Source organism: Actinophytocola glycyrrhizae, assembly GCF_042653545.1.
Lineage (GTDB): Bacteria > Actinomycetota > Actinomycetes > Mycobacteriales > Pseudonocardiaceae > Actinophytocola > Actinophytocola glycyrrhizae.
Genome location: NZ_JBHSIS010000006.1, coordinates 826687 through 849509 on the forward strand (window position 1 = coordinate 826687; position 22823 = coordinate 849509).

The following is a 22823-nucleotide window of genomic DNA, read 5'->3' on the forward strand; positions in this document are numbered from 1 at the left end:
CGCTCCCCCGGTTGGTCGGTGTGACGTCGCGGACTGTAGACCGGAGGACCGACAAATTTCGCGCGGTTTACGCGGTGAGGAGAAGTCGATGAACGCACGGGCCGTCGTGATCGGACTGGCCATCGGGGTGGTGTTCGGCGCCGGGATCGCCAGCCTGGTGTGGTCGCTCACCGGCGGCGGAGACGGCGGGGACAGCGACGTCGCGGCCGTGTGCGGGGTGGTCGAGCGGACCCCGGTGCCGGACGAGAACACGTCGCTGGAGGACCTGCGGCGGTGGGCCGTCGGCGAGGTGATGCCGTCGGTCGCGAAGGCGGACCCGGAGTACCAGCCGCTCGCGGACGCGCTGTCGGACGCCGTGCGGTCGATGCGGCAGTTCGACTTCGAGAAGATGCGCGCCGCGGTGGACCGGGCCAAGGGCCTCTGCGCGGGGCACTAGGTGTTGCGAGTGCGCCACGGTCAGGGTTGCGCGGGCTGGGCCCCGCTTCGCGGCTGATCGATTCCGTGAAGTTGGTGTGAGCGGGCGGTCGTTCGTGTGCTGGTCGCGTCGTTTCGGCCCGGGTGTGCTGGCTGCGGCTTTTGTGGTGGGTTTGTCCTCGCCGGACGGGCAGGTCTCCGGGGTGGCGGAGGGGCTGTTCGGCGGCGGTTGGGTTCGGGTCTGCCTGCCATCCCGTCGACCTCCCTACGGGCTATCACACCGCGCCAAGGGGGGCCGATTCGTGCGTGTTGTGATTCGGGTGTTTGGCCCCCCTTGACGCGGCGTGATCGGGCGCTGCCAGGTCGACGGGATGGCAGGGAGCCCCTTTTGGGTGGGCTTGCGCCACCGTCGGTGTTGCGTGGGGTTGCGGGCCCGTCTGGCGGGCAAGGGCCCCGCTTCGCGGGGCCCGGGCGCGTAGCGGCCTGGTTTGGTGCTGTGAAAGGCGCGTTGACGGCGTTGGCAGTGCTGTGAAAGGCGCATTGACGGCGCTGGGCGCCGTGAATGGCCCATTGACGGCACTTGTTGTGCCGTGAACGCGCCTTTCACGGCATCGGCCGCGCCCCGTCCGGCGCCCGCGGGGGTGTGGGGGGGTTGCCTGATGACCGGTTCGTACACCAAGACACTTCACGTGATCTTCACGGAACCAATCGGCTAGCCGGTGCGGCCCTCACGCACCGTGGTCACCCAGTCGGTGGCGGCGGCGTAGTCCGCGTCGGCGTTGTCGGTCCCCGCGAGGGTCGGTGTGCCGTCCGCCTTCGGGTAGGAGCCGAGGAAGCGGACCTCGTGGCAGCGGCGGTGCAGCGCGGCGAGCGCGTCGGCGACCCGCTGTTCCGCCACGTGCCCGTCGAAGTCCAGGTAGAAGCGGTACTCGCCGAGACGGCCCTTCATCGGGCGGGACTCGATGCGGCTCAGGTTGATGCCGCGCAGCGCGAGCTCGGTGAGCATCTCGGCGAGCACGCCGGTGCGCTGGTAGGCGGCGACGGCGACGATCGAGGTGCGGTCCGAGCCGGTCGGCGTTGGCAGCTCGCCGGGCCGCTGCAGCACGAGGAAGCGGGTGACCGCGTCGTCGACGTCCGCGATGCCGGTCTCCAGCACCGCCAGCGCGTAGTGCTCGGCCGCGACAGGCGCGGTGATGGCGGCGTCGCAGTTGCCGTCGAGCACCCCGACCGCGGCGGCCGCCGTCGAGGTCGCGGCGAGCTGGGCGGCCTGGCTGACGTGCTTCGCGAGCCAGCCCTGGACCTGCGCGAGCGCGTGCGGGTGGCTCGCGACGGACCGGATGCCGGCGAGCGTCGTGCCGGGGCGCGCGAGCAGGGAGAACCGGACCGGCAGCACGACCTCGGCGACCGCGACCAGCGGTTCGTCGACGGCGAGCGCGTCCATGGTGGCGGACACCGCGCCCTCGACGGAGTTCTCCACCGGCACGCACGCGAGGTCGGCGCGGCCGTGCCGGACGGCGTCGAGCGCCTCCGGCACCGTCGCTTCCGGCACGAGTGTGTGGTCCGGGCGCCCGGCCGCGAGCGCGGCCTGCTCGGAGAAGGTCCCCTGCGGCCCGAAGTACGCGATGCTCGGCACCACGCCACCCTAGCCGGGCAGCTCAGTGTTGCCGGCACGCCCGATGGAGTGCACCAAGACTTCACCTGTCAGGGCTACCAGTTACCAGATAGCGGTTACGCGCAGTGCCATCCAAATGCCATGCTGAAACCGTGACCGCCGCCGAAGAGGCTTCGCAAGCGGGGACCGCGACCAGGGAACCGCTTCGACTCGTACTGTGCGCCGTCGAAGATCCACTCGCGGCGGCGTGGGAGGTCGCCGCGGACGGGCGGCAGGAGGTGCACACGCATCGCGGCTCGACGCTGGACGTGCCCGCGGACGCGGTCGTGAGCCCGGCCAACTCGTACGGGTGGATGCGCGGCGGGATCGACGCGGTCTACGCGAGTGCCTTCCCCGCGATCGAACAGCACGTGCGCAGCGCCGTGCTGGCCTACCACGGCGGCGAGCTCCCCGTCGGTCAGGCGGTGATCGTGCCGACCGACGTCGCGGCGCCCCCGTGGCTGATCAGCGCGCCGACGATGCGGGAGCCCGGCGAGCGACTGCCGCAGGACACGGTGCACCCGTACCTGGCGGCACGCGCGGTGTTCCGGATGTGGCGCGACGGCAGGCTCGACGACGACCGGCCGGTGCGCGCGGTGGTCTCGACCATCGCCATGCCCGGCCTCGGCACCGGGATCGGCGGGGTACCGCCCGAGGTGTGCGCCCGGCAGGTGATGGCCGCGTGGGACGAGGTGTTCGCCCCACGACCGGATCGGTGACGGGTCGCGGGTTCCCGGGTTCTCACGAGGACCACCGCGGCGGCTGTCAGCAGGTAGGTGGCCACCATGAGCGGGCTGCCGGACGTCTCCTGTCGATGCGTTCATTCAACACGAACGCCGGTGGCCGCCGTGCCCGTGTTCGGCGGCGCGGTGTCTGACTGTGACGAAATGCGGCCGGGAAGTTCACACTATGGATGGCTCGCCAAATACCGGCACGCCGGGTTAAGTGGGTGATGACCGGAATTTCCTAGCAAGGAGGTCGAATGTCGTTAACGGTGCCCACCGACCTGTTGGAGAAAGCCCAGCAGGGACCGGTGTCCGACGACGATTTCATCGCCTGCATCCGTGACTCGCTGCCCTACGCGTGGTCGGTCGTCACCGACGTCGCGGAGCGGCTCTCGACCACCGGTGGGCCCTTCGCCGACAACCAGACGGAGCCGCCGGACGAGACAGCACGCGGTCAGCTGCTGCGGCTCGTCGGCAGCGACGCGATGCGTGCGGCGGTGGAGCGGCACTTCAACGTCCGGCTCGCGTTCCAGAACTGTCACCGCCTCGCGCTGTTCGACCCGGCCGCGCACTCCGCGCACGCCGAGTTCACCAGCCCGAGGGCGCAGCTGCTGAACCAGAGCCCCGAATTGGTCAACTGCTGAGAAAAGGGAGCCCGCGCGGCTCCCTTTTCGTCGCGTGACGTATGCAGTTATGGCAATTCCTTGGTCAGTTTCACGGCCGGTTCCGGCTCGCCGCGTTCGGGGATTTCCGGTTGGGTTTCCGCGCCTCGGCGACGGCGCGCCCGCGGACGAGGGATCGGGCCACCACGGGCTGGCCGGCCGGGGTAGGCGGCCGGAGCGTGTAGTGCGTCACAGTGCTCCAGGTGCCGTGACGCCCTAACGTTTGTCGACGTGGCGGTGAAGACCCGCGACCTCAGTCCGTACGTGGAGCTGCGTCGCGACCAGTGGCGAGAGCTGAGGCGTGCCACGCCGCTGACCCTCACCCTCGACGAGCTGGTCCGCCTGCGCGGCCTCGGCGACCCGGTCGACCTGGACGAGGTCGTCGACGTCTACCTGCCGCTTTCCCGCCTGATCAGCCTGCGGGTGGCCGCGCACCAGCGCCTGTTCGCGGACACCACGTCGTTCCTCGGCGAGACCGCGCAGCAGGTGCCGTTCGTGATCGGGGTCGCGGGCAGCGTCGCCGTCGGCAAGTCGACCACGGCGCGGCTGCTGCGGACGCTGCTGGCGCGCTGGCCGGACCACCCGCATGTGGACCTCGTCACCACCGACGGGTTCCTGTGGCCGAAGGCCGACCTGATCCGGCGCGGCATGATGAGCCGCAAGGGGTTCCCCGAGAGCTACGACCGGCGCAGCCTGCTGCGGTTCGTCTCGGACGTGAAGTCCGGCTCGCCGGAGGTGCACGCGCCGGTGTACTCGCACCTCGCGTACGACATCGTGCCCGGTGAGACGCAGGTCGTGCGCAAGCCGGACATCCTCATCATCGAGGGCCTGAACGTACTGCTGCCCGGCCAGGGGCTCACGGTGGCGGACCTGTTCGACTTCTCGGTCTACGTCGACGCGCACACCGAGGACATCGCGCGCTGGTACGTGGAGCGGTTCCTCACGCTGCGGGACACGGCGTTCGCCGACCCCGGCTCGCACTTCCACCACTACGCCGGGCTGACCGACGACGAGGCACGTGCCGAGGCGGCGAAGCTGTGGCAGAAGATCAACGAGCCGAACCTGGTGCGGAACATCCTGCCGACGCGGCCGAGGGCGTCGCTGGTGCTCAGGAAGAACGCCGACCACCGGATCAGCCGGGTGCGGCTGCGCAAGCTCTGAATTGTCGGTGGTCCGTGGTTGGGTGGCGGCCGTGGACGAGCAGAGATTCCTGGAGTGCCTCGACGCCGACTTCACGCGGCTGCGTGCGGTGGTCGAGGGCGCCGTGGACGCGCCGGTGCCGACCTGCCCGGGATGGACCGGTGCCGACCTGGCCGAGCACGTGGCCGAGGTGTACCTGCACAAGACCGAGACCATGCGGCAGGGGGTCTGGCCCGCGCCGTGGCCGCCCGAGTTACCGGACCCGCTGACCGCGCTCGACGACGCCTACCGGCAGCTCGTCGGCGAGTTCTCCACGCGTGACATGGCCGACCGGGCCCTGACCTGGTACGAACCGGACCAGACGGTGGGGTTCTGGTTGCGGCGCATGGCACACGAGACCGTCATCCACCGGCTGGACGCGGAGCTGGCGGCCGGGGTGGCGCACGACCCGATCCCGGCCGACCTCGCGGAGGACGGCCTCGACGAGGTGCTGACGTGCTTCCTCGCGTACGCGTCGGCGGAGTACCCGGATGAGCTGGGTGAGCACCTCGCCGACTGCGACGGGCGGACCGTGCAGATCGCGACCGAGGGCGCTGGCTGGCAGGTGCGGCTCGGGCCTGCCGAGGTCACGGTGGTGCGCGGCGAGTCCGCCTCGGAGGCGGGGGTGTTCGGTGCGCCGGGCGCGGTGCTGCGGTGGGTGTGGAGGCGCGCGGACGACGACGCGGTCCGGCTGGACGGCAACCGGTGGGTGATCGGGAAGCTGCGGGCGATGCTGGGGGTCACCACGCAATAGGCTGACCGGCATGGCCGTGAGGGTGGCGCTGGTCGACGACCACGAGGTGGTGCGGCGCGGGCTGCGTGACCTGCTCGACGGTGAGCCCGGCATCGAGGTGGTGGCCGAGGCCGGCGGTGTCGAGGAGGCGCTGGCGCGGGTCGGTGCCACGTTGCCGGACGTCGTGGTGGTCGACATGCGGCTGCCGGACGGCGACGGGGTGGGGCTGTGCCGTGCGCTGCGGCAACTGGAGCCGCCGCCGAGGTGCCTGGTGCTGACCGCGTTCGACGACGAGCGCGCGCTGGTCGAGGCGATCATGGCGGGCGCGTCCGGGTACCTGCTCAAGCAGGTGCGCGGGCAGGAGCTGGTGGACGCGGTGCGTGAGGTCGCGGCCGGGCGGTCGCTGCTGGACCCGGTGACGACGGCACACGTGCTGGAGCGGATGCGCAAGGACGCGGCGGCCGACGAGCTGGCCGGGCTCACCGAACGGGAGCGGGCCGTGCTGGAGCTGATGGGTGAGGGCCTGTCGAACCGGCAGATCGCGGAACGGCTGTTCCTCGCGGAGAAGACGGTCAAGAACTACGTGACGTCGGTGCTGGCGAAGCTCGGCATGGAGCGGCGCACGCAGGCGGTCGCGTGGTTCGCGCGCCGCCCGCAGCGCTGATCACCACTCGCGGCACTCGTCGGTGATCTCGTACCGGCCGAGGCCGCGTCCGTGCGCCACGCCGTGGCGGGTCGCTCAGCCAGGTGCGCGGGCCAGAACGTAGGCCTGCGGCGTGTTCTCCGGGTACGGGCCGTCGGTGTCGGGTGCGCGGAGCAGCTGCGCCCGGACCGTGAAGCCGTTGTCGCGCAACCGGTCCGCCAGCTCGGCCGGGTCGCGGCGGTGGAATGTCAGTGCCACCTCGTGGCGGCCCGCCCTGGTGCGGTGCTCGGCGCCGCCGCCGGACTGGAACGCCAGCTGCAGGTGGCCGCCGGGGCTCAGGACCCGGCGGAACTCCGCCAGTGCCGCGGGGAGGTGCGAGTCGGGGACGTGGATCGTCGAGTACCAGGCGATCACGCCGCCGAGGGCACCGTCCGCGACCGGCAGCGCGGTCATCGTGGCCTCGGCGAAACGCAGGTGCGGGTAGGTGCGGCGGGCGGCGGCCAGCATGCCCGGCGACAGGTCGAGGCCCGTCACGTCGACGCCGAGGTCGTGGAGGTGGGCGGCGACGCGCCCGGTGCCGCAGCCGACGTCCGCCACCGGGCCGCGCACCAGCTCCGCGAACACCGCGAGCACCGACCGGTCGAACGGCTTGGCGGCCAGCTCGTCGCGGATCCACGCCGCGTAGTCGTCGGCCGAGACGTCGTAGGAACGCCTGGTGTCGGCGAGGAAGTCCACCCCGGCACCGTAACGCGACCGCGGGCGGCCCCAGTGGGACCGCCCGCGGCGCTTCGGCCGGTCAGGCGGGTGCGACAGCCGCCTCGACGGGCCGGGTCCGCAGGCTCGCCCAGGTGGCCACCATGGTCGAGCCGAAGGTGAGTAGTGCCGCCGCGCCGACCACGCCGAGGTACACCTCGATCGGGCCCTTCGGCAGCAGCGAGCCGTCCGTGACCAGCGTGAACGGCATCAGCGTCATGCCCGCGACCAACGTGCCCAGTGCCACGCCGATGACCGTGGCCATGCCTGCCTCGACCGTCATCATGCGGAGCAACTGCCCGCGGGTGGAGCCGGTCAGGCGCTGCAGCCCGAACTCGCGGCGCCGGGCGGTCGTGGCCATGACCAGGCTGTTCACCACCGAGATCGCGGTGTAGGCGATGATCATGCCTGCCATCAGGTAGTTGATCCACGCGCCGAGTTCCTGATCCTTCGCGTGGCCCGCCACCAGTGCGTCGCGGTCCACCACCGCCAGGCCGGGGTGCCCGGCGAGCACCGGCGCCAGCGCGGCGGTCGCCGCGGCCGGGTCCCCGGTGCGGATCATGATCTGCGTCGGCAGGCCCGACGTGGTGTGCCCGGCCACCAGCGACGCGGGCATCAGCAACGTCTCGAAGCCCTCCGGCGCCGGGTAGAGCGCGACGATCCGGACCGGCACCTCGGCGCGGTCGCCCATCAGGACGGTGATCGTGTCGCCGACGTCCTTGCCGAGCGTGGCCGCGTGCGCCGCAGGCAGCGCCACCGTGTCGCCGGTCAGGTCCGTGAGCGAACCCGACGACGGGGTGACCGCGGTGGTCTCGGTGGCCGCGGCGCCGGTGACGCCCTGCACGGTCCAGCCGTCCTCCGACAGCGCCGGGTCGTGCGGCTTCGCCACGAACACCGTGCTCGTCGCGAACTCCGACGCGGCCGTCACGCCGGGCACCGAGCGGACCTCGTCGAGCACGTCGCCCTGGATGCCGGTCCGCGACGTCAGCACCAGGTCGGCCCGCAGGTTGTCGGCGAAGGCGGCGTTGGCCACCGCGGTCGACGTGGTCTGCAGGTAGATGTTGGCCGTCGCCACGCCGGTGGCGAGCATGATCGGCGTGACCACGGCAGCCATCCGCACCGCGCGGGTCCTCGCCGACAGCGTCGCGAGGTGGCCCGCGGTGCCGGTGAACGCACGCACCGGCCACCGCAGCACCGCCAGCGCCACCTTCGTGACCCCCGGCGACACCAGTGCCAGCGCGATCGCCCACAGCATCACCGACGGGCCCGCCGTGCTCGCCGCGATCGGGCCGGTCATCACCGCGATCGTCACGATGAACAGCGCGATCCCGCCGCCGAACGCCAGCACCGCGAGCAGGACCCGCACCCACGACAGCCACCTGCGCTGGATCGCGGCGTCGGCGAGCGCCTCCGTCGGCCTGGTCCGCGCCGCCTTGCGGCCCGCGATCAGCGCACCGAGGAACGAGCCGGCCAGCACCGCACCGGACGCGACGACCATCGGGACCCAGCCGGAGTGGTACGTCATCGCCGTCGGCACGATCCCGTTGCCCGCCAGCCGGTCGAACAGCCACGCACCGAACAGGCCGCCGAGCGCCAGCCCGGCACCGGCCGCGAACACCGCCATGAACAGCGTCTCGCCGACCACCATGCGCCGCAGCTGGCCCGGCGTGGTGCCGATCGCCCGCAGCAGCGCCAGCTCGCGCTGCCGCTGCTGGATCGACAGGCCCAGCGTCGTGGACACCACGAACAGCATGACCATCGTCGCGAGCCCGCCGAACACCGCGGACAGCACGATGAGGTTCTCGCCCGCCTTCTCGGCCCCGGCGAACTCGGCGAGCCCGCGCTCGTCCCCGGACAGCAGGGTCGCGTTCCGGCCGGGCAGCAGCTCGCCGATCCCGCCGGACACCGCGGCCGGGTCGGCGCCGGGTTCGACGAGCACCCCGATCAGGTCGACCGTCCCCGCGTGCCCGGCGAGCCGGGCGACCTGGTCGTCGGCGAAGAACACGGCCTGCCCAGGCACGAGACCCGACACCGTGAACGTCTCCGCGCTCCCCCGCACGACCAGCTCGACCCGCTCGCCCAGCGTCGCGCCCGTCCCCTGGCCGAGCACGACCTCCCCCGTCGCGGGCACCTGTCCCGCCACCAGCGACACCGGTGTCAGCGCCGCCGACGACCACCCCCGGCCCTCGACCCGGTGCTCCCCCGCCAGCACCGGCACCGACACCTCCCCGACCGCGGCCGCCACCCCCGGCACCCGCGCCACCTCGCCGACCAGCTCGCCGGACAGCCGCACGCGTTCCGGCAGGTACGCGGCCTCGCCGTCCTCCTCCGGGTCGGCCGGGTTCTCCTTCGGCATCGCCCACGTCTGGCTGCCGGTCACCACGAACCGCGCGGCCGCCAGCCGCTGCGCCGGGACCTCGCCCCGGATACCGGTCTCCATCAGCCCGGCGCAGGCCGCCACCAGCACGGCGCCGAACGTCATCGCGAGGAACGTCGCGACGAACGCGCCCTTGCGGAACCGCAGTGTCCGCAACGCGATCCGCAGCATCACCGCACCGCCGCTGGCTCGTCGGCCCAGGCGCCGAGGTGCGTCATGCGCTCGGCGACGGCCTCGGCGGTGGGCCCGCGCAGTTCGCCGACCAGCCTGCCGTCGGCGAGGAACACGACCCGGTCGGCGTAGGACGCCGCGACCGGGTCGTGGGTCACCATGACGACGGTCTGCGCGATCTGGTCGACCGACGCGCGCAGCAGGTTCAGCACGTCGCGGGCGGTGCGGGTGTCGAGGGCACCGGTCGGCTCGTCGGCGAACATGACGGCCGGGCGGGTGATCAGCGCGCGGGCGATCGCGACGCGCTGCTGCTGCCCACCGGACAGCTCGCCGGGCAGGTGCCTGCGGCGCTCGGCGAGCCCGACCTGCGCCAGCACCCGGTCGACGACGTCGCTCCTGACCCGCTTGCCGGCCAGGCGAAGCGGCAACGTCACGTTGTCCTGCACGGAGAACGCGGGCAGCAGGTTGAAGGCCTGGAAGACGAACCCGACACGGTCCCGCCGCAGCTTGGTCAACGCGACCTCGGAGAGCTTCGACAGCTCCTCGTCCTCGATCAGCACGGAGCCGCTGGTCGGGCGGTCAAGCCCGGCGGCGCAGTGCAGGAACGTGCTCTTGCCGGAGCCGGAGGGACCCATGACGGCGGTGAAGCTCCCCCTGGGAAAGCCGATGGTGACGCCGTCGAGGGCGGTCACGGCGTTGCGCCTGCCGCCGTACGTTTTCCGCACGTCGGCAAGCCGCACCACGTCCGGGCTCATGGGGTTCTCCTTCTCTTGTCGCACAAGAGAAGACTCGCGGATCGACGCCCCGGGAACACTGGTGCGGACCGGCGGATGGGCGGTGGGGGTAGCCCTACCCCAGCGGAACGGTCCAGGTCACGGTCGTGCCCGCGGGTGAGGAGCGCACGAGGGACCGGCCACCGGCCTGCCGCGCCCGCTCCTCCAGGTGCTTGAGGCCGCGGTGGGAGACGCCCTCGGGGATCCCGCAGCCGTCGTCGGCGACGACCAGTTCCAGCACGTCACCGCGTCTGATGTGGACGGTCACGTGGTGCGCGCCGGAGTGGCGGACCACGTTGGACAGCGTCTCCCGCAGCGCGGCGCGGGCGTGGTCGGCGAGCGCGGCGGGCACGTCGGCCAGGTCGCCGTCGATCTCCAGCACCGGCGGGAAACCCAGCAGCTCACCGGCGATGGCGACCTCGGTGCGCACGGACTCGGCGAGGTCGGTGGCGTGTTCGTCGGGGTCCGGGTTGCGCAGCGCGCGGACCACCGAGCGGACGTCCGCGATGGACGCGTCGAGCTGGTCCATGGCGTCGGCGAGCCGCTGCGCGTCGCGACGGGCGAGCTTGCGGGACGGACGGCGGGCCAGCAGGTCGAGCTGCATGCCGGCCGCGTACAGGCGCTGGACGAGCACGTCGTGCAGGTCGCGGGCGATGCGTTCACGTTCCTGGTAGAGCGTGAGGCGGGCGCGGGCGTTGGCGCCCTCGGCGAGCACGAGCACCAGCCCGGCCTGCGCGGCGAACGCCGTCAGCACCTCGACGGCGGCCTCGGTGAACGGGCGGGCACCGCGGTGGCGGTAGACGGTGAGCGCGCCGAGCCTGCGCTGGGTGGTGCCGAACGGGGCGGCGGCGAACGGCCCGAAGGTCCGCAGCTCACGCGGCACGTAGGGGGCGGTGCGCGGGTCGGCGGCCACGTCCTCGACCACGACCGCGACCCCGCTGCGGGCGGTGCGGGCCGCGGAGCTGCGTGGGGAGAGGACCAGGCCGACCGGGTCGGTGAAGGTGGGGCCGGGGCTGCCGTGCGCGGCCTCGACGGTGAGGGAGCCGTCGTCGCTCCGGGTCATGACGAGACCGAGGTCGGCTTCGGCGAGCTCGGCGGCGTGCCGCACGACCAGGCGCAGCACCGCCTCCGGGTCCTCACCGGACAGCGCCGCCGTCGCGATCTCCGTCGAGGCGCCGAGCGCCTGCGCGGCGAGAGCGGGGTGCATGTCCGCCTCCCCGGAGTTCGAAGTGTCGGTCGCGTCCCAGCCGAACGTGCTGATGGGCCGTGGTTCGTGGTCGGCCACCGGCACGGTCCCCTGAGGTCTCGTTTGGCCTTCACAAGGCTAGGCCAATGCGCGTGTCGAGGTCGGGAGTGTCGGTCAGTGCGTGGGTTGCCGGGCCCGGTCGGCGAGCGGCGGCCCGCGGGTGAGGTCGAGGACGGCGTCGGCGGCCGCCGCCTCCTCGGGCCGGTGGGTGACGTGCACGACCGTGCGGCCCTTCAGGTTCGCGAGGACGCGGGCCGCGGTCGGCTCGTCGAGGTGGGCGGTCGGCTCGTCGAGCAGCAGCAGGTCGGCGTCGGCGAGCAGCGCACGGGCCAGCGCGATGCGCTGGGCCTCGCCACCGGAGGCGGTGGTCGGGTCGTCGTCGAGGCGGTCGGCCCAGGCAGGCAGCTCGGCCTGCCGCAACGCGGCGCGGAGCTGGTCGTCGGTGGCGTGCGGGTCGGCGATCCGCAGGTTCTCCCGCAACGTGGTCGCCACGAGGAGCGGCTCCTGCGGCACCCACGCGGTGGTCGGCAGGCGGACCGTGCCGCGCTCGGCGGGCAGCAACCCGGCCATGAGCGCGACGAGCGTCGACTTGCCCGCACCGGACGGACCGACGACGGCGAGGTGTGTACCGGGCCGGACGTCGAGGGTGACGTCGCGGAGTGCGGGCGCCGCGGCCCCCGGCCACCGGATGTCCACACCCCGCAACGCGACCCCCCGCCCCGGTCGGGCCGCCCCGCCAGGCTGGGTTTCGGGGGGCCGGGGGCCGCGCTCCGCCAGCGCGGCCCGCAGCGGCGCCACCTGTCGCACGGCGAGCGGCAACGGGGCCAGCGTCTCCGCCAGTGCCAGCGGCACCAGCGCCAGCACCGGCACCAGCAGCGGGTCCACCCCGCCCGCCAGGCCCAGCGCCACCACGCTCGCCATCCCCAGGCACAACGTCGTCAACCCCGACGCCACGCCCGCGCTCAGCGCCTGCCGCCGCGTCTGCCTGGCCAGCACCGCGTCCTCGGCCGCCACCTCCGCGCGGTGCCGCACATGGGCACCGAACGCGATCAGGTCCGGCGCCGCGTCCAGCAACGCGAGCACCCGGTCCGCCACCCGGCGGCGGCCGGCCGCCAACCTGCGGGTGGCGTGCCGGTCGACCGCGAGCGCGACGGCCGGTGCACCCAGGCCGGCCGCCGCGACCGCGATGGCGAGCGTGAGCCCCGCCGCGGGCAGGATCGCCCACTGCACGGCCACGGCCGCCACGCACACGACCGCCGCCACCAGCGGCGGCAGGAGAACCCTTGGCGTGAGGTCGCGGACGGTGTCCACGTCCGTCGTGAGCCGCCGGTAGTCCGCGGTCCGCCACAGGCGCACCCGCCGCTCGGTGGCCGCCCGGAACGCCGCGTCGTGGGTCACGAGCCGTTCCGCGTAGCGCAGCCCCGCCCGCGCCAGCCCGAACGCGCGCACCCCCACGACCGCGACGCCGAGCAGCAGGATCGGTGGCTGCGTCGCCGCCTTCGCGATGAGCCACGCGGACGTCGCGGTGAGCGCGACCCCGGCCAGCAGCGCGGCGGCCCCCAGCGCCGCACCCGCGAGCAGGCGCGGCGTGACGAGTGTCCGCAGCGGAACCCGGTGGCAGGACCCGGTGGGCGCCGACGCGGCCGCCCGCACCGGCACGGGTTCGTCGGCGGCACCGTCGGCACGGTGGCTGGCGATGACCACCGCCGCGCCGGTCGCCGCGATCGCCGCGTGCACCCTGGCCGCGTTCGCCGGGTCCTGGTGCGCGGTCGGTTCGTCGAGCAGCAGCACGTCGGCGTTCCTCCGCAGCGCCCGCGCGACCGCCACGCGCTGCCGTTCCCCGGTGGACAGTTCGGCGATCGGCCGGTCGAGCACGTGCGTGAGGTTGAGCTGCCCGGCCAGGTCCCCCACCTCGTCGCGCACCGTCCCGCCGGTGAACCTCGGGGACTGCGGCACCCACGCCACCCGCCGCCGCCACGCCTCGATGTCCACTTCGGACAGCTCGTGCCCGCCGACGCGGATCGAGCCGGCCGTCGGTGCCACGAAACCCAGCACGGCCGCGAACGTCGTCGACTTGCCCGACGCGCTCGGGGTGTCCAGGTGCACGACCTCCCCCGGCCGCGCCGTGAACGTCACCCCGTCCGGCGCGAACCCGTCGCGCCTGCGCACCCGCAGGCCGGTCACGCGCAGCTCGCCGACCGGCGCCGCGGTGCCGGACACCGGTGGCGCGGGCAGGTCGGCGATCTCCCGCACGGCCTGCGCCCCGGCCTCGCTCGCGTGGTGCGCCGCACCGGCCTGCCGCAGCGGCAGGTAGCACTCCGGTGCCAGGACCAGCACGAACAGTCCCACCGCGAGCGAAAGATCACCGCTGATCAACCGCAGCCCGATCAGCACCGCGACCAGCGCCACCGACAGCGTGGCCACCAGCTCCAGCACGAGCGCCGACGCGAACGCCACCCGCAGCGTCCCCATCGTCGACCGCCGCTGCGACTCCGAGATCCGCCGGATCGTCGCGGCCTGCGCGTCGACGCGGCGGAACGCGGTCAGCACCGGCCGTGCCCGCACCAGCTCACGCAGGTGGTGCGCCACCCGCTGTTCCGTCTCGGACGCCGCCGCCACCCGGTCCCGCGTCCGCAACCCCACCAACGCGGCGAACAGCGGCACGAGCGGCAACGTCAGTGCCACCGCCAGCGCCGACGGCCAGTCCGCGGCCAGCAGCACCGCCCCGATGCCCAGCGGAAGGACCGCCGCGTTCACCAGTGCGGGCAGGTACCCGGTGAAGTAGTCGTCGAGCGCGTCCAGCCCCTTGGTGGCGAGCACGGTCAGCGCGGGCCCGCGCGGCACCGTCCACTCCGGACCCAACGCGAGCGCCCGGTCCAGCAGCCGCGCCCGCAGCTCCTCCTTCGCGCCCGCCGCCGCGCGGGCCGCGACCACCTGCGTCACCCACACCAGCAGTGCCCGTGCCACCACGGCACCGGCGAGCACGGCCAGCCCACCGGACCCCGTGACCACCGCGGCCAGCGCCCACGCCTGCACCACCAGCGCGGCCCCGCTGAGCCCGGCGAGCACCGCGCACCCGGCCAGTGCCCGGCGCGCCGCGCTGGAGAGCCGCGGCAGCGCGCCGAGCGGGCCGGTGGTCCTCACGAGGTGCTCACCCGCTTGCGGAACACCCAGTACGTCCAGCCCTGGTAGACCAGGACGGCGGGGGCGCCGAACCCGGCGACCCACGTCATCACCGTGAGCGTGTACGGGCTGGACGCCGCGTCCGCGACGGACAGTGAGTACGCCGGGTCCAGAGTGGACGGCAGGACGTTCGGGTACAGGGCGCCGAACAGCGCCAGCACCGCCGCGCCCAGCGCCGCCCCCAGCAACGCGAACGCGCGTCCCTCACGCCCGCCGTCCAGGCACGCCCACGCGCACACGACCGCGACCAGCACCGCGAACACGACGAGCCACGTCCACTCCGCCCCCGACCGCAGCTGCGCCACCACCGTCAGCAGCAGCAACGGCGACAACCCGACGGGTACGAGCAGGAGCGCGATCGTGCGTGCCCGGTGCCGCAGCGGCCCGTCGGTCTTCAGCGCCACGAACACCGCGCCGTGCACCAGCGCGAACCCGGTCACCGCGAGCGCGCCGAGCGCGGTGTCCCACCGCAGCGCGGCGAACGGCGACGCGACCCGGTTCCCGTCGGCGTCCAGCGGGAGACCCAGCACGTTCCACGAGATGACGAGCCCGACACAGAGCGTGGCGACGAGCGAACCGCAGGCGATCACGGCGTCCCACACCGAACGCCACCGGTCGGTGTCGACCTTGCCGCGCCACTCGAGCGCGACCCCGCGGCCGATCAACGCCAGCAGCAGCAACAACATCGGCAGGTAGGCCGCGCTGAACAGACCCGCGTACCAGCCGGGGAACGCGGCGAAGGTGGCGCCGGCGGCGACGATCAGCCACACCTCGTTGCCGTCCCACACCGGGCCGATCGTGGTGAGCATCGCCCGCCGGTCCGCCTCGGTCCGGCCGAGCACGCGCAGCAGCATGCCGACACCGAAGTCGAACCCCTCCAGGAACAGGTAGCCGAACCACAGCACCGCGATCGCGACGAACCAGAAGGTCTCCACCGCAGGGCTCCTCAGTACGCGAAGGTCAGGTTGTCGTCGCCGGGCTTCTTCTCGGGCTCGGGTTCGGCGATCCCGGCCCGCACGTACCGCCGCATCAGCACGATCTCCACGACCGCGAGCACGCCGTACACCAGCGTCAGCGCGATCAGCGAGGTCAGCACCTCGCCGACGGTCAGCCCGGACACGGCCCGCGCGGTGAACATCCACACCCCGTCCACACCGGACGGGTTGGGCGCGACGACGAACGGCTGGCGCCCCATCTCCGTGAAGATCCACCCGAAGCTGTTGGCCACAAAGGGAAGCGCGATGCTCGCCAGCGCCAGCCGCGGGAACCAGCGCGATCGGGGCACCCGGCCGCCGCGGGTCAGCCACAGCACCGCGACACCGGCGGCGGTCCCGATCGCGCCGAGCCCGATCATGAACCGGAAGCTCCAGTACGTGACCGGCAGGTTCGGCACGTAGTCGATGGGCTGACCCGACAGCTCCCCGAGCCGCTCGTCGACGGGGTAGTGCGAGCCGTACCTGTCCCGGTACTGCTCGACGAGGTCCTCGACCCCGGTCACCTTCGCGTCGAAGTCGCCGTGCGCCAGGAAGGACAGCAGCGCGGGCACGGTGATCGACTTGACGCTCTCGCAGTCCGGTTCGGACACGTCGCCGATCGCGAACACCGAGAACCCGGCGGGCTGTTCGCTGTGGCACAACGCTTCCGCCGACGCCATCTTCATCGGCTGCTGGGAGAACATCAGCTTCGACTGCAGGTCACCACTGACCGCGAGACCGGCGAACGCGACGACCCCGGCCCACGCCCCGAGACGCACCGACGCCCGCCACACCCCGTCGTCGGCCCTCGACCGCCACAACCGCCACGCGGCGATGCCGGTCAGGAACGTGGCCGCCACCGCGAACGCGCCGAAGATCGCGTGCGGGAACGCGGCGAGGACGGTCGAGTTGGTCAGCACCGCCCAGATCGACGTCAGCTGGGGCCGCCCGTCGACCAGCTCCGCGCCGACCGGATGCTGCATCCACGAGTTGGCGGCGAGGATGAAGTACGCCGACGCCACCGTGGCCAGTGAGAACGCCCACACACACGCGAGGTGCACGCGCCTGGGCAGCCGGTCCCAGCCGAACATCCACAGCCCGAGGAACGTCGACTCGACGAAGAACGCGACCAGGCCCTCCATGGCGAGCGGCGCACCGAACACGTCGCCGACGAAACGGGAGTACTCGCTCCACGCCATGCCGAACTGGAACTCCTGGACGATCCCCGTGACCACCCCCATGGCGAAGTTGATCATCAGGAGCTTGCCCCAGAACTTCGTCATCGCCAGGTAGCGCGGGTTCCCGGTCCGCACCCACGCCGTCTGCATCCCGGCGACCAGCAGCGAAAGGCCGATCGTCAGCGGCACCATCAGGAAGTGGTAGACGGTCGTGATGCCGAACTGCCACCGCGCGAGGTCGAGTACTTCCACGCCTCCCAGGCTCGTCCTGCCGACGGCCGCGCGGCAGGTCTTCGGGTCCTGTACGGACAGGACCTAGGTCCCTGCTCAGCCCTTCATCGTCGCCAGCGCCATCGCGGCGACTCCGGCAGCAGCCTCACAGGGGTCCTTCTTGCCGACATTGGCCTCGGAGAGCTTCACGGGCACGTCGAAGGTGACCTCGTCCGACACCCCGACGACCACCGTGCAGTGCCCGATGTCCCGATCGTCCAGGGCACCCACAGCGATTGCGGGATACCCGTCGATGGGAGGCAACTCGTCGAAATAGGCGTATCGGTCTTTCACGTTGTACAGCGCGCTGAGTCCGCGCGGGTCCTGGTCCGCGAAGTGGACCTCGGCTTCGGCCCAAGTCTCCGGGTTGAACCAGACGCAGGCATTGCCCAGCGGCCTTCCCTTTTCCGGCTCGCCGGTGGGCGGGAGATTGAGCTCCCGCGTCTGGTCCGCGGTGAGTGTCCGGCATGGATCCTGCTGGAATCGTGTGGTGTCGAGCGGGTCCTCCACCTTGGGTGCTCCTGCGAACGGCAGGTCCTCGCCATCGCCGGACGTCGGCGGGGGCAAGTCGGACGTGCTCGTGTCGACAGTCGTGGCGGGGATGGCCTCGCCTGGGCTCATCGTCGTACAGCCAGCCGCGATCACCATGACAAGCAGACCTGTGACCAGAGGGCCACATCGGATTCCCATCGGACTACAACCCGGGCTGAGGGCCGCCCTCGGCGGCGTCATTGACTGCAATGACCGTGCGCTCCTCTATGCCGAGGTAGTCGTCCAACGCGTTCTGGCACAACCGAGCCTGCTCAAGACAGTAGTCACGATTGTGGCCAAGGTATGTCAGGTAGGACCGGCCGGACTCGTTAGCCTGGCTGATAAAAGCTTCACTGGCGATGTCTTCAGCGGGCGGCAGTATCTGCATCATCCGAAGAGCGTTCTTGACGGATTCATCGTAGCTTCGCGCCAGATCCCGCCAGTTCTTGATGTCTGCCGCAGCTGATCCGGGCCATAGGTGAACTGGCCGCCGCCGATCGCGCCCTGGGTCTCACCGCCGACGATGCCGCCCAGTTGGGCCTCGATGCGGGCTTTGCGCTCCTGGCCAGTCACTGCTCCCCCCTTCGTCACAGTCAGTAGCCAAGCATACGACAGCTGTCGTCGAGTGCGGGCGCGTTCAACCGGACGGGTGTTGTCGGGTGGCTCGGTTACACTGGCTGTGCCAGAGGGGAGTAGTTCCCGTGGCGGGCGTTCGCGTCTGCCCGGCGAGAGCATCGACATACTGACTCGCTTGCGGGTCCGGTGCCTCACCCGCTGTCCCAGCGGGCGAACGAGACCTCCGGCCGGGTTGAATCACGCCCGGCTGGAGTCTTGCTGCCTCCGTCCGGGCCCGACGCGGAAGGACTTCCGTCCACATGGGCCACTGGCTCCTCGCATTCGTATCGGCGTACGGCGCCGTCTTCCTGCTCGAACTGCCGGACAAGACGACGGCGCTGACCCTCGTGCTGTCCAGCCGGTTCCGGAGCAGGGCGGTGCTGCTCGGCGCGGGGGTCGCGTTCGCGCTGCAGGCGGTTGTCGCGGTCGCGCTCGGGAGCGCGATCACGTTGTTGCCGGACCGGGTCGTCGCGGCGGCCATCGCGGTCCTGTTCGGGGTGGGCGCGTTCCTGCTGCTGCGCGAAAGCCTCGAAACGGACACCGGTGCGGCGGACGGGGCCGGGCCCGCCAAGCGGGACGCGACCCCGTTCCCACGTGCCGCGATGATCTCGTTCGGGACCCTGTTCCTCACCGAGTGGGGTGACGCGTCGCAGATCACCGCGATCGGGGTGGCCGCGCGGTACGCGACCCCCGTCGCGGTCGGGCTCGGGACGTTCCTCGCGTTGATGAGCGTGACCGTGCTCGCGCTGCTCGTGGGGCGCAAGCTGCGGGCGAAGGTGCCCGCGCACGTCATCCAGCGCGGCGCGGCGGCCGTGTTCGCCGTGTTCGCGGTCATCGCGTTGTGGCAGGCGATCTTCTGACGCCGTGTCGACCGTTTGGCGGATACACACGAGTGGCGAGCGCGGCCTATCGTTCGAGTGTCTTCCTCCGTGCCCAGGACCCGGCACACTCTCCGGCAAGAGCTCGCCGAGGGACCATGAGCTGGGACGATCATGAGCCGGCCGACGCGTTCGGCATTCAGGCTGGGATGATCGGCGGTCGGCTGTCCCGCGTCGCGCTCGACATGAACGTCGCGCTGAGCGACACCGACGGCCCTGCCCGGGCCCGTCTCGAACGGGCCATCAGAGAAGTGGGCCTGCTGGCTGCCAGCCAGCTGCGTCTGGGGGAGGGAGGTGCCGGCCGGCGACAGGGGTAGTCACTCACCATGCCACCCCGAGGACGAACCGAGCACGTCCGCACCACCGGCCGGCACCTCGTCACCCCTTCGAGGGCAGCTTCAGCACACCCTTGACCACGTCCCGCGCCACCTCGCGCATCTTCACGCCGTTCTTGCGGGCGTAGCCGCGCAGCGCGGCGAACGCCTCGTCGACCGTGACCTGCTGCCGTTCCGCCAGCATCCCCTTGGCCTGCTCGATGGTCACCCGGCTGTCCAGCGCGTTCTGCAGCTGCCCGGCACGCACCGCCATCTCCCGGCCGCGGTACGCGGTCACCCCGAGCGTCACGGCGTTGACCAGCCCGCGCCGCAGTTCCTCGCTCCGCGTGGGCAGCGGCCCGGGCACGTTCATGTACAGGGTCATGGCGCCGACCACCTCGTCCCGCAGCCGGCAGGGCAGGCCGAACGCGGCGGCGACCCCCGCCTCCACCGCGAGTGGCGCGAAGCGGGGCCACCGCAGTGTGGCGCCACCCAGGTCGGTGCACTCCACGCACTCGCCGGTGCGGAACGCGTCCACGCCGGGCCCCTGCTCGTAGGCCAGTTCGATCCGGGTCAGCAGCTCCGCGGTCTCCTCCGACGCCGCCTCGACCACCCACGCGCCGTCCGCGTCCAGCCCGAGCAGGGCCGCGGCCCGCACGTCGAACAGCTCCGCGCACTTGGCGGTCAGCAGGTTGCGCTGCGCGGGGAAGTCGAGCCCTGCCACGAGTATTTCCGTGAGCTCCAGCAGCCCCCGGCTCGTCTCGTGCATCAGTTCACCCCCAGCCCTCCGTGCACGACCTCGTCCGCCAGCGCGGCAAGTGGTGTGTCGGAAGAACACGCTGACTACACAGAGGCAGCCGGTGGGTGTCGGAGTGCTGCTCAAGCACTTGTCACAGCCTACTCCGGTCCACCCTTGATCGACGGCTTCCACCAGCAGCCCGACACCGCCTGCCGTGCCGTCGGGCGGTGTCAGCGGGCACCGGACGAGCCTAGCGCTGTCACCCCCGCTGACGACGCAGCGCCGCGGCGAGATCCTCGGTCGTGCGGACCATGGCGACGAGGAAGTCGACGAGGTGCTCACGCGTGATGTCCAGCTCGCCACGCAGCCAGGACGCGAACAGTTCGAGGATGCCGTGGACGAGGGTGAGCGCGGCCAGCTCCCGTTCCCGCGCGGGCGGCGCCTGCTCGCCGAGCATCGTGGCGCTCTGGTCGGCGACGACCCGCGCCATCGCGCGGACGCTGGCCTGGCGGGCGGTCCGCAGTTCCTCGGTGGACTGCGAGTGGATCAGCAGGTGGCCGCGGCGCTGGTCCTCGGTGAAGAAGCCGACGAGTGCCTCGATCACCGCGCGGACGCGGACGTCCGGATCGGGCTCGGTGTCCGCGATCGCCCGGCCTATCGCCGCAAACGCTTGCGCGGTCACCTGTTCGCGAACGGCGAGCAGCAGGGACGCCGGGTCGCGGAAGCTCTCGTAGAAGTACCGGTCGTTGAGCCTGGCCCGCGTGCAGACCCCGCGGACGGTGACGCGTTCCTCCCCACCCTCGGCCAGCAGGTCGAGCGCGGCCTCGCACAACGCGGCGCGGCGCTTTGCCGTGCGCTCGGCGGGGCTGGCGCCACCGTAGGTCTTCATGCGAACCTAGGTTATCTGGTGACGCCCTTCACCAGAAAGGAGCGGGGTCATGCGGCAGCCGATCGAGCCGGGCACGCGACTGTGGGACGAGACCGGTCTCGTCACGTTCTCCCTCACCACCGGCGCGGCGTTCGCGCTGCAGGTGATGCACCCGGCCGTCGGCGCGGTCGTCGGAGAGCACTCGGTGTTCCGCACCGACGCCATCGGCAGGGCGCAGCGGTCCATCGCCTCGGTGATGACCTGGGTGTACGGCGGGCAGGAGGCGCTGGCGGAAGGCGACCGGCTGCGCAGGCTGCACGCGCCGCTGAAGACGACCGAGGACGGCGTGACACACAAGGCACTCGCGTCCGGCCCGTGGGCGTGGATCGTCCTGACCGCGCCGTACGCGTACGTCGCGGGCGCGCGGTACTTCTCCAGGCGGCCGCTGTCCCGAGCGGAGCAGGAGGCGTTCTACGCGGAGATCACGCAGCTCGCGCGGAACCTGCACGTGGCGGAGAAGGAGATCCCGCCGACCTACGACGCGTACCTGAAGTACTTCGACGACATGATCGACGAGAAGCTGGTCGCACACCGGACCGCGTACGAGTTCCTCGAGACCACCCGGCGCGTCCCACCCCCACCCGCCCTACCCCCGGTGCTGCGGCCGCTGTGGCGGCTGGCGACGGCCGTACCGGGCCGCGTGCAGCACTTCGTCACCGTCGGCATGCTGCCGCCCGCCGCGCGGGACAAACTGGGCCTGCCGTGGACCGCCCGCGACGAACGCGTGCTGCGACTGCTGGGCACCGCCGTCAGCCGGGTGGTACCGCTGCTACCGGAACGGCTGCGGTATCTCCCCATCGCGTACGAGGCCCGCCGGACGGAACGCGCACAGCGGGCACTACGCCGCGTTCTAGAGCACCGCCCCGTGTGACCGGTACTGACCGCTTGAACGCCTTCCCGAACGCGTACTCCGACGCGTAGCCAGGCCCTCGACCGTCCACGGTTTCTCCGTCACGCACCGAGCGGGGCACCGCAACCGTGCGACGCACCCATGTCCCGCGCAGCGGACGCAGGGCGCGCAGCACCTTGACGGGCCCCCGCGGCCGTGGAGGCGTTCACGGCACAACAAAGTGCCGTCAATGGGCCATTCAGGACGCCCAGCGCCCTGAACGCGCCTTTCAGGGCACTGCCACGCCGTCATCGCGCCTTTCGCAGCACCGAACCCCACCGACAAAACAAGGCCCACGAGCCGACCTGTGGACAACTCACTTCAGCGCGGTGGCCACCGTTGTCGCCGCCGTGAGGACTTTCGGGCCGACCACTTCGCCGTCCAGAGTCTCGAAGCTGATCACGCCGACGCTGGCGCGCAGGCCGGGGACGCCGCGGACGGGGGCCGCGATGCCCGAGGCGCCCGACTGGAGTTCGCCGGTGGTGGCGAGCCAGCCGGGGTCGTCCGAGCGCAGGCCGATCGCCTTGCCCGCCGCGCCCCGGGACAGCGGGTGGCGGGTGCCGACGCGGTATGCCACGTGGTAGGTCGTCCACGACGGTTCGATCACCGCGATCGCCTGTGCCTCCTCGCCGTCGGCGACGGTCAGGTGGGCCGTCGCGCCGACGGACTCCGCCAGTTCGCGCAGTGCGGGCAGGGCCGCGAGCCGCAGCTGTGGGGTGACGCTCGCCGCCAGTCGCAGCAGACCGAGGCCCAGCCGCACCTTCGACCCGTCGCGCCGCACCAGGCCGCGTTCCTGCAGTGGCACCAGCAGCCGGTACACCGCCGCCCGGGACGCCCCGATGGCCGTCGCCAGGTCGCTGATCGTCGGGGCCTCCGACTCCGAGTCGGCCACCGCCTGCAGCAGCGCTAGGCCCCGTTCGAGCGTCAGCGAGCTTTCCCGGCCGGTCCCCGCCTGCGGGCGGACCGCGGGCTGGATGGGACGGATGGGGCGGCCCAT

Annotated in this window: 23 protein-coding genes; 9 read left to right on the forward strand and 14 right to left on the reverse strand. The window is 72.2% G+C overall.

Annotated elements, in window-relative coordinates:
* The first annotated feature begins 88 nt into the window (after nucleotides 1-88).
* A complete protein-coding gene (locus ACFPCV_RS14640) occupies nucleotides 89-436 on the forward strand; it encodes a hypothetical protein (protein WP_378056671.1) in 348 nt (115 codons plus the stop codon).
* A gap of 690 nt (nucleotides 437-1126) precedes the next feature.
* On the opposite strand, the gene pheA is transcribed toward ACFPCV_RS14640, so the two are convergent.
* The gene (gene pheA, locus ACFPCV_RS14645) at nucleotides 1127-2047 is read right to left on the reverse strand and encodes a prephenate dehydratase (RefSeq protein ID WP_378056672.1); all 921 of its coding nucleotides are present in this window, start codon (nucleotides 2045-2047) and stop codon (nucleotides 1127-1129) included.
* A 131-nt stretch (nucleotides 2048-2178) separates the two neighbouring features.
* On the opposite strand from pheA, the gene ACFPCV_RS14650 reads away from it, so the two are divergent.
* The 5 genes from ACFPCV_RS14650 to ACFPCV_RS14670 all read left to right on the forward strand — a co-directional run bounded on the left by ACFPCV_RS14650 (nucleotide 2179) and on the right by ACFPCV_RS14670 (nucleotide 6028).
* Nucleotides 2179-2784, forward strand: a complete 606-nt coding sequence (locus ACFPCV_RS14650) for a macro domain-containing protein (RefSeq protein WP_378056673.1) — start codon at nucleotides 2179-2181, stop codon at nucleotides 2782-2784.
* A gap of 263 nt (nucleotides 2785-3047) precedes the next feature.
* Nucleotides 3048-3434 carry an SCO5389 family protein gene (locus tag ACFPCV_RS14655; protein ID WP_378056674.1) on the forward strand — a complete coding sequence of 129 codons (387 nt, stop codon included), beginning with the start codon at nucleotides 3048-3050 and terminating at the stop codon, nucleotides 3432-3434.
* 255 nt (nucleotides 3435-3689) lie between these two features.
* Entirely contained in the window at nucleotides 3690-4613 is a 924-nt protein-coding gene (gene coaA / locus ACFPCV_RS14660; RefSeq protein WP_378056939.1) for a type I pantothenate kinase, read from the forward strand.
* 31 nt (nucleotides 4614-4644) lie between these two features.
* Nucleotides 4645-5385 (forward strand): maleylpyruvate isomerase family mycothiol-dependent enzyme, encoded by a 741-nt coding sequence (locus ACFPCV_RS14665; RefSeq protein ID WP_378056675.1) that lies wholly within the window; start codon nucleotides 4645-4647, stop codon nucleotides 5383-5385.
* A gap of 10 nt (nucleotides 5386-5395) precedes the next feature.
* The gene (locus ACFPCV_RS14670; RefSeq protein WP_378056676.1) at nucleotides 5396-6028 is read left to right on the forward strand and encodes a response regulator; all 633 of its coding nucleotides are present in this window, start codon (nucleotides 5396-5398) and stop codon (nucleotides 6026-6028) included.
* Nucleotides 6029-6103: 75 nt separating this feature from the next.
* Here the strand turns inward: ACFPCV_RS14670 and ACFPCV_RS14675 are convergent, their stop codons facing one another.
* The 10 genes from ACFPCV_RS14675 to ACFPCV_RS14720 all read right to left on the reverse strand — a co-directional run bounded on the left by ACFPCV_RS14675 (nucleotide 6104) and on the right by ACFPCV_RS14720 (nucleotide 18036).
* On the reverse strand, nucleotides 6104-6742 hold the full coding sequence (locus ACFPCV_RS14675) for a class I SAM-dependent methyltransferase (RefSeq protein ID WP_378056677.1): 639 nt from the start codon (nucleotides 6740-6742) through the stop codon (nucleotides 6104-6106).
* Nucleotides 6743-6803: 61 nt separating this feature from the next.
* On the reverse strand, nucleotides 6804-9308 hold the full coding sequence (locus tag ACFPCV_RS14680; protein ID WP_378056678.1) for an ABC transporter permease: 2505 nt from the start codon (nucleotides 9306-9308) through the stop codon (nucleotides 6804-6806).
* Complete coding sequence (locus ACFPCV_RS14685; protein ID WP_378056679.1) at nucleotides 9308-10063, reverse strand: ABC transporter ATP-binding protein; 756 nt, start codon at nucleotides 10061-10063, stop codon at nucleotides 9308-9310. The genes ACFPCV_RS14680 and ACFPCV_RS14685 overlap by 1 nt, the downstream gene beginning before the upstream one ends.
* Before the next feature lie 94 nt (nucleotides 10064-10157).
* A complete protein-coding gene (locus ACFPCV_RS14690) occupies nucleotides 10158-11288 on the reverse strand; it encodes a GAF domain-containing sensor histidine kinase (protein ID WP_378056680.1) in 1131 nt (376 codons plus the stop codon).
* Nucleotides 11289-11441: 153 nt separating this feature from the next.
* Entirely contained in the window at nucleotides 11442-14471 is a 3030-nt protein-coding gene (cydC, locus tag ACFPCV_RS14695; RefSeq protein ID WP_378056681.1) for a thiol reductant ABC exporter subunit CydC, read from the reverse strand.
* Nucleotides 14468-15445 carry a cytochrome d ubiquinol oxidase subunit II gene (gene cydB, locus ACFPCV_RS14700; RefSeq protein WP_378056682.1) on the reverse strand — a complete coding sequence of 326 codons (978 nt, stop codon included), beginning with the start codon at nucleotides 15443-15445 and terminating at the stop codon, nucleotides 14468-14470. Before cydB ends, cydC begins: the two co-directional genes overlap by 4 nt.
* A gap of 11 nt (nucleotides 15446-15456) precedes the next feature.
* Nucleotides 15457-16914 carry a cytochrome ubiquinol oxidase subunit I gene (locus ACFPCV_RS14705; protein ID WP_378056683.1) on the reverse strand — a complete coding sequence of 486 codons (1458 nt, stop codon included), beginning with the start codon at nucleotides 16912-16914 and terminating at the stop codon, nucleotides 15457-15459.
* A gap of 75 nt (nucleotides 16915-16989) precedes the next feature.
* The gene (locus tag ACFPCV_RS14710; protein ID WP_378056684.1) at nucleotides 16990-17580 is read right to left on the reverse strand and encodes a DUF3558 domain-containing protein; all 591 of its coding nucleotides are present in this window, start codon (nucleotides 17578-17580) and stop codon (nucleotides 16990-16992) included.
* A 46-nt stretch (nucleotides 17581-17626) separates the two neighbouring features.
* Nucleotides 17627-17854, reverse strand: coding sequence for a hypothetical protein (locus ACFPCV_RS14715; protein WP_378056685.1), 228 nt, complete (start codon nucleotides 17852-17854; stop codon nucleotides 17627-17629).
* Nucleotides 17851-18036: a hypothetical protein gene (locus tag ACFPCV_RS14720; protein ID WP_378056686.1), complete on the reverse strand. Its 186-nt coding sequence runs from the start codon at nucleotides 18034-18036 to the stop codon at nucleotides 17851-17853. Before ACFPCV_RS14720 ends, ACFPCV_RS14715 begins: the two co-directional genes overlap by 4 nt.
* A gap of 302 nt (nucleotides 18037-18338) precedes the next feature.
* Here ACFPCV_RS14720 and ACFPCV_RS14725 point away from each other — a divergent pair, with 302 nt between their 5' ends.
* The gene (locus ACFPCV_RS14725; protein ID WP_378056687.1) at nucleotides 18339-18938 is read left to right on the forward strand and encodes a TMEM165/GDT1 family protein; all 600 of its coding nucleotides are present in this window, start codon (nucleotides 18339-18341) and stop codon (nucleotides 18936-18938) included.
* Between the two features lie 116 nt (nucleotides 18939-19054).
* Nucleotides 19055-19273 carry a hypothetical protein gene (locus tag ACFPCV_RS14730; protein WP_378056688.1) on the forward strand — a complete coding sequence of 73 codons (219 nt, stop codon included), beginning with the start codon at nucleotides 19055-19057 and terminating at the stop codon, nucleotides 19271-19273.
* A 61-nt stretch (nucleotides 19274-19334) separates the two neighbouring features.
* On the opposite strand, the gene ACFPCV_RS14735 is transcribed toward ACFPCV_RS14730, so the two are convergent.
* Both ACFPCV_RS14735 and ACFPCV_RS14740 read right to left on the reverse strand, forming a co-directional pair.
* Nucleotides 19335-20039 carry a GAF and ANTAR domain-containing protein gene (locus tag ACFPCV_RS14735; RefSeq protein WP_378056689.1) on the reverse strand — a complete coding sequence of 235 codons (705 nt, stop codon included), beginning with the start codon at nucleotides 20037-20039 and terminating at the stop codon, nucleotides 19335-19337.
* 229 nt (nucleotides 20040-20268) lie between these two features.
* Entirely contained in the window at nucleotides 20269-20898 is a 630-nt protein-coding gene (locus ACFPCV_RS14740; protein WP_378056690.1) for a TetR/AcrR family transcriptional regulator, read from the reverse strand.
* Between the two features lie 49 nt (nucleotides 20899-20947).
* On the opposite strand from ACFPCV_RS14740, the gene ACFPCV_RS14745 reads away from it, so the two are divergent.
* The gene (locus ACFPCV_RS14745; protein ID WP_378056691.1) at nucleotides 20948-21808 is read left to right on the forward strand and encodes an oxygenase MpaB family protein; all 861 of its coding nucleotides are present in this window, start codon (nucleotides 20948-20950) and stop codon (nucleotides 21806-21808) included.
* Between the two features lie 334 nt (nucleotides 21809-22142).
* Here the strand turns inward: ACFPCV_RS14745 and ACFPCV_RS14750 are convergent, their stop codons facing one another.
* The gene (locus tag ACFPCV_RS14750; RefSeq protein WP_378056692.1) at nucleotides 22143-22823 is read right to left on the reverse strand and encodes a helix-turn-helix domain-containing protein; all 681 of its coding nucleotides are present in this window, start codon (nucleotides 22821-22823) and stop codon (nucleotides 22143-22145) included.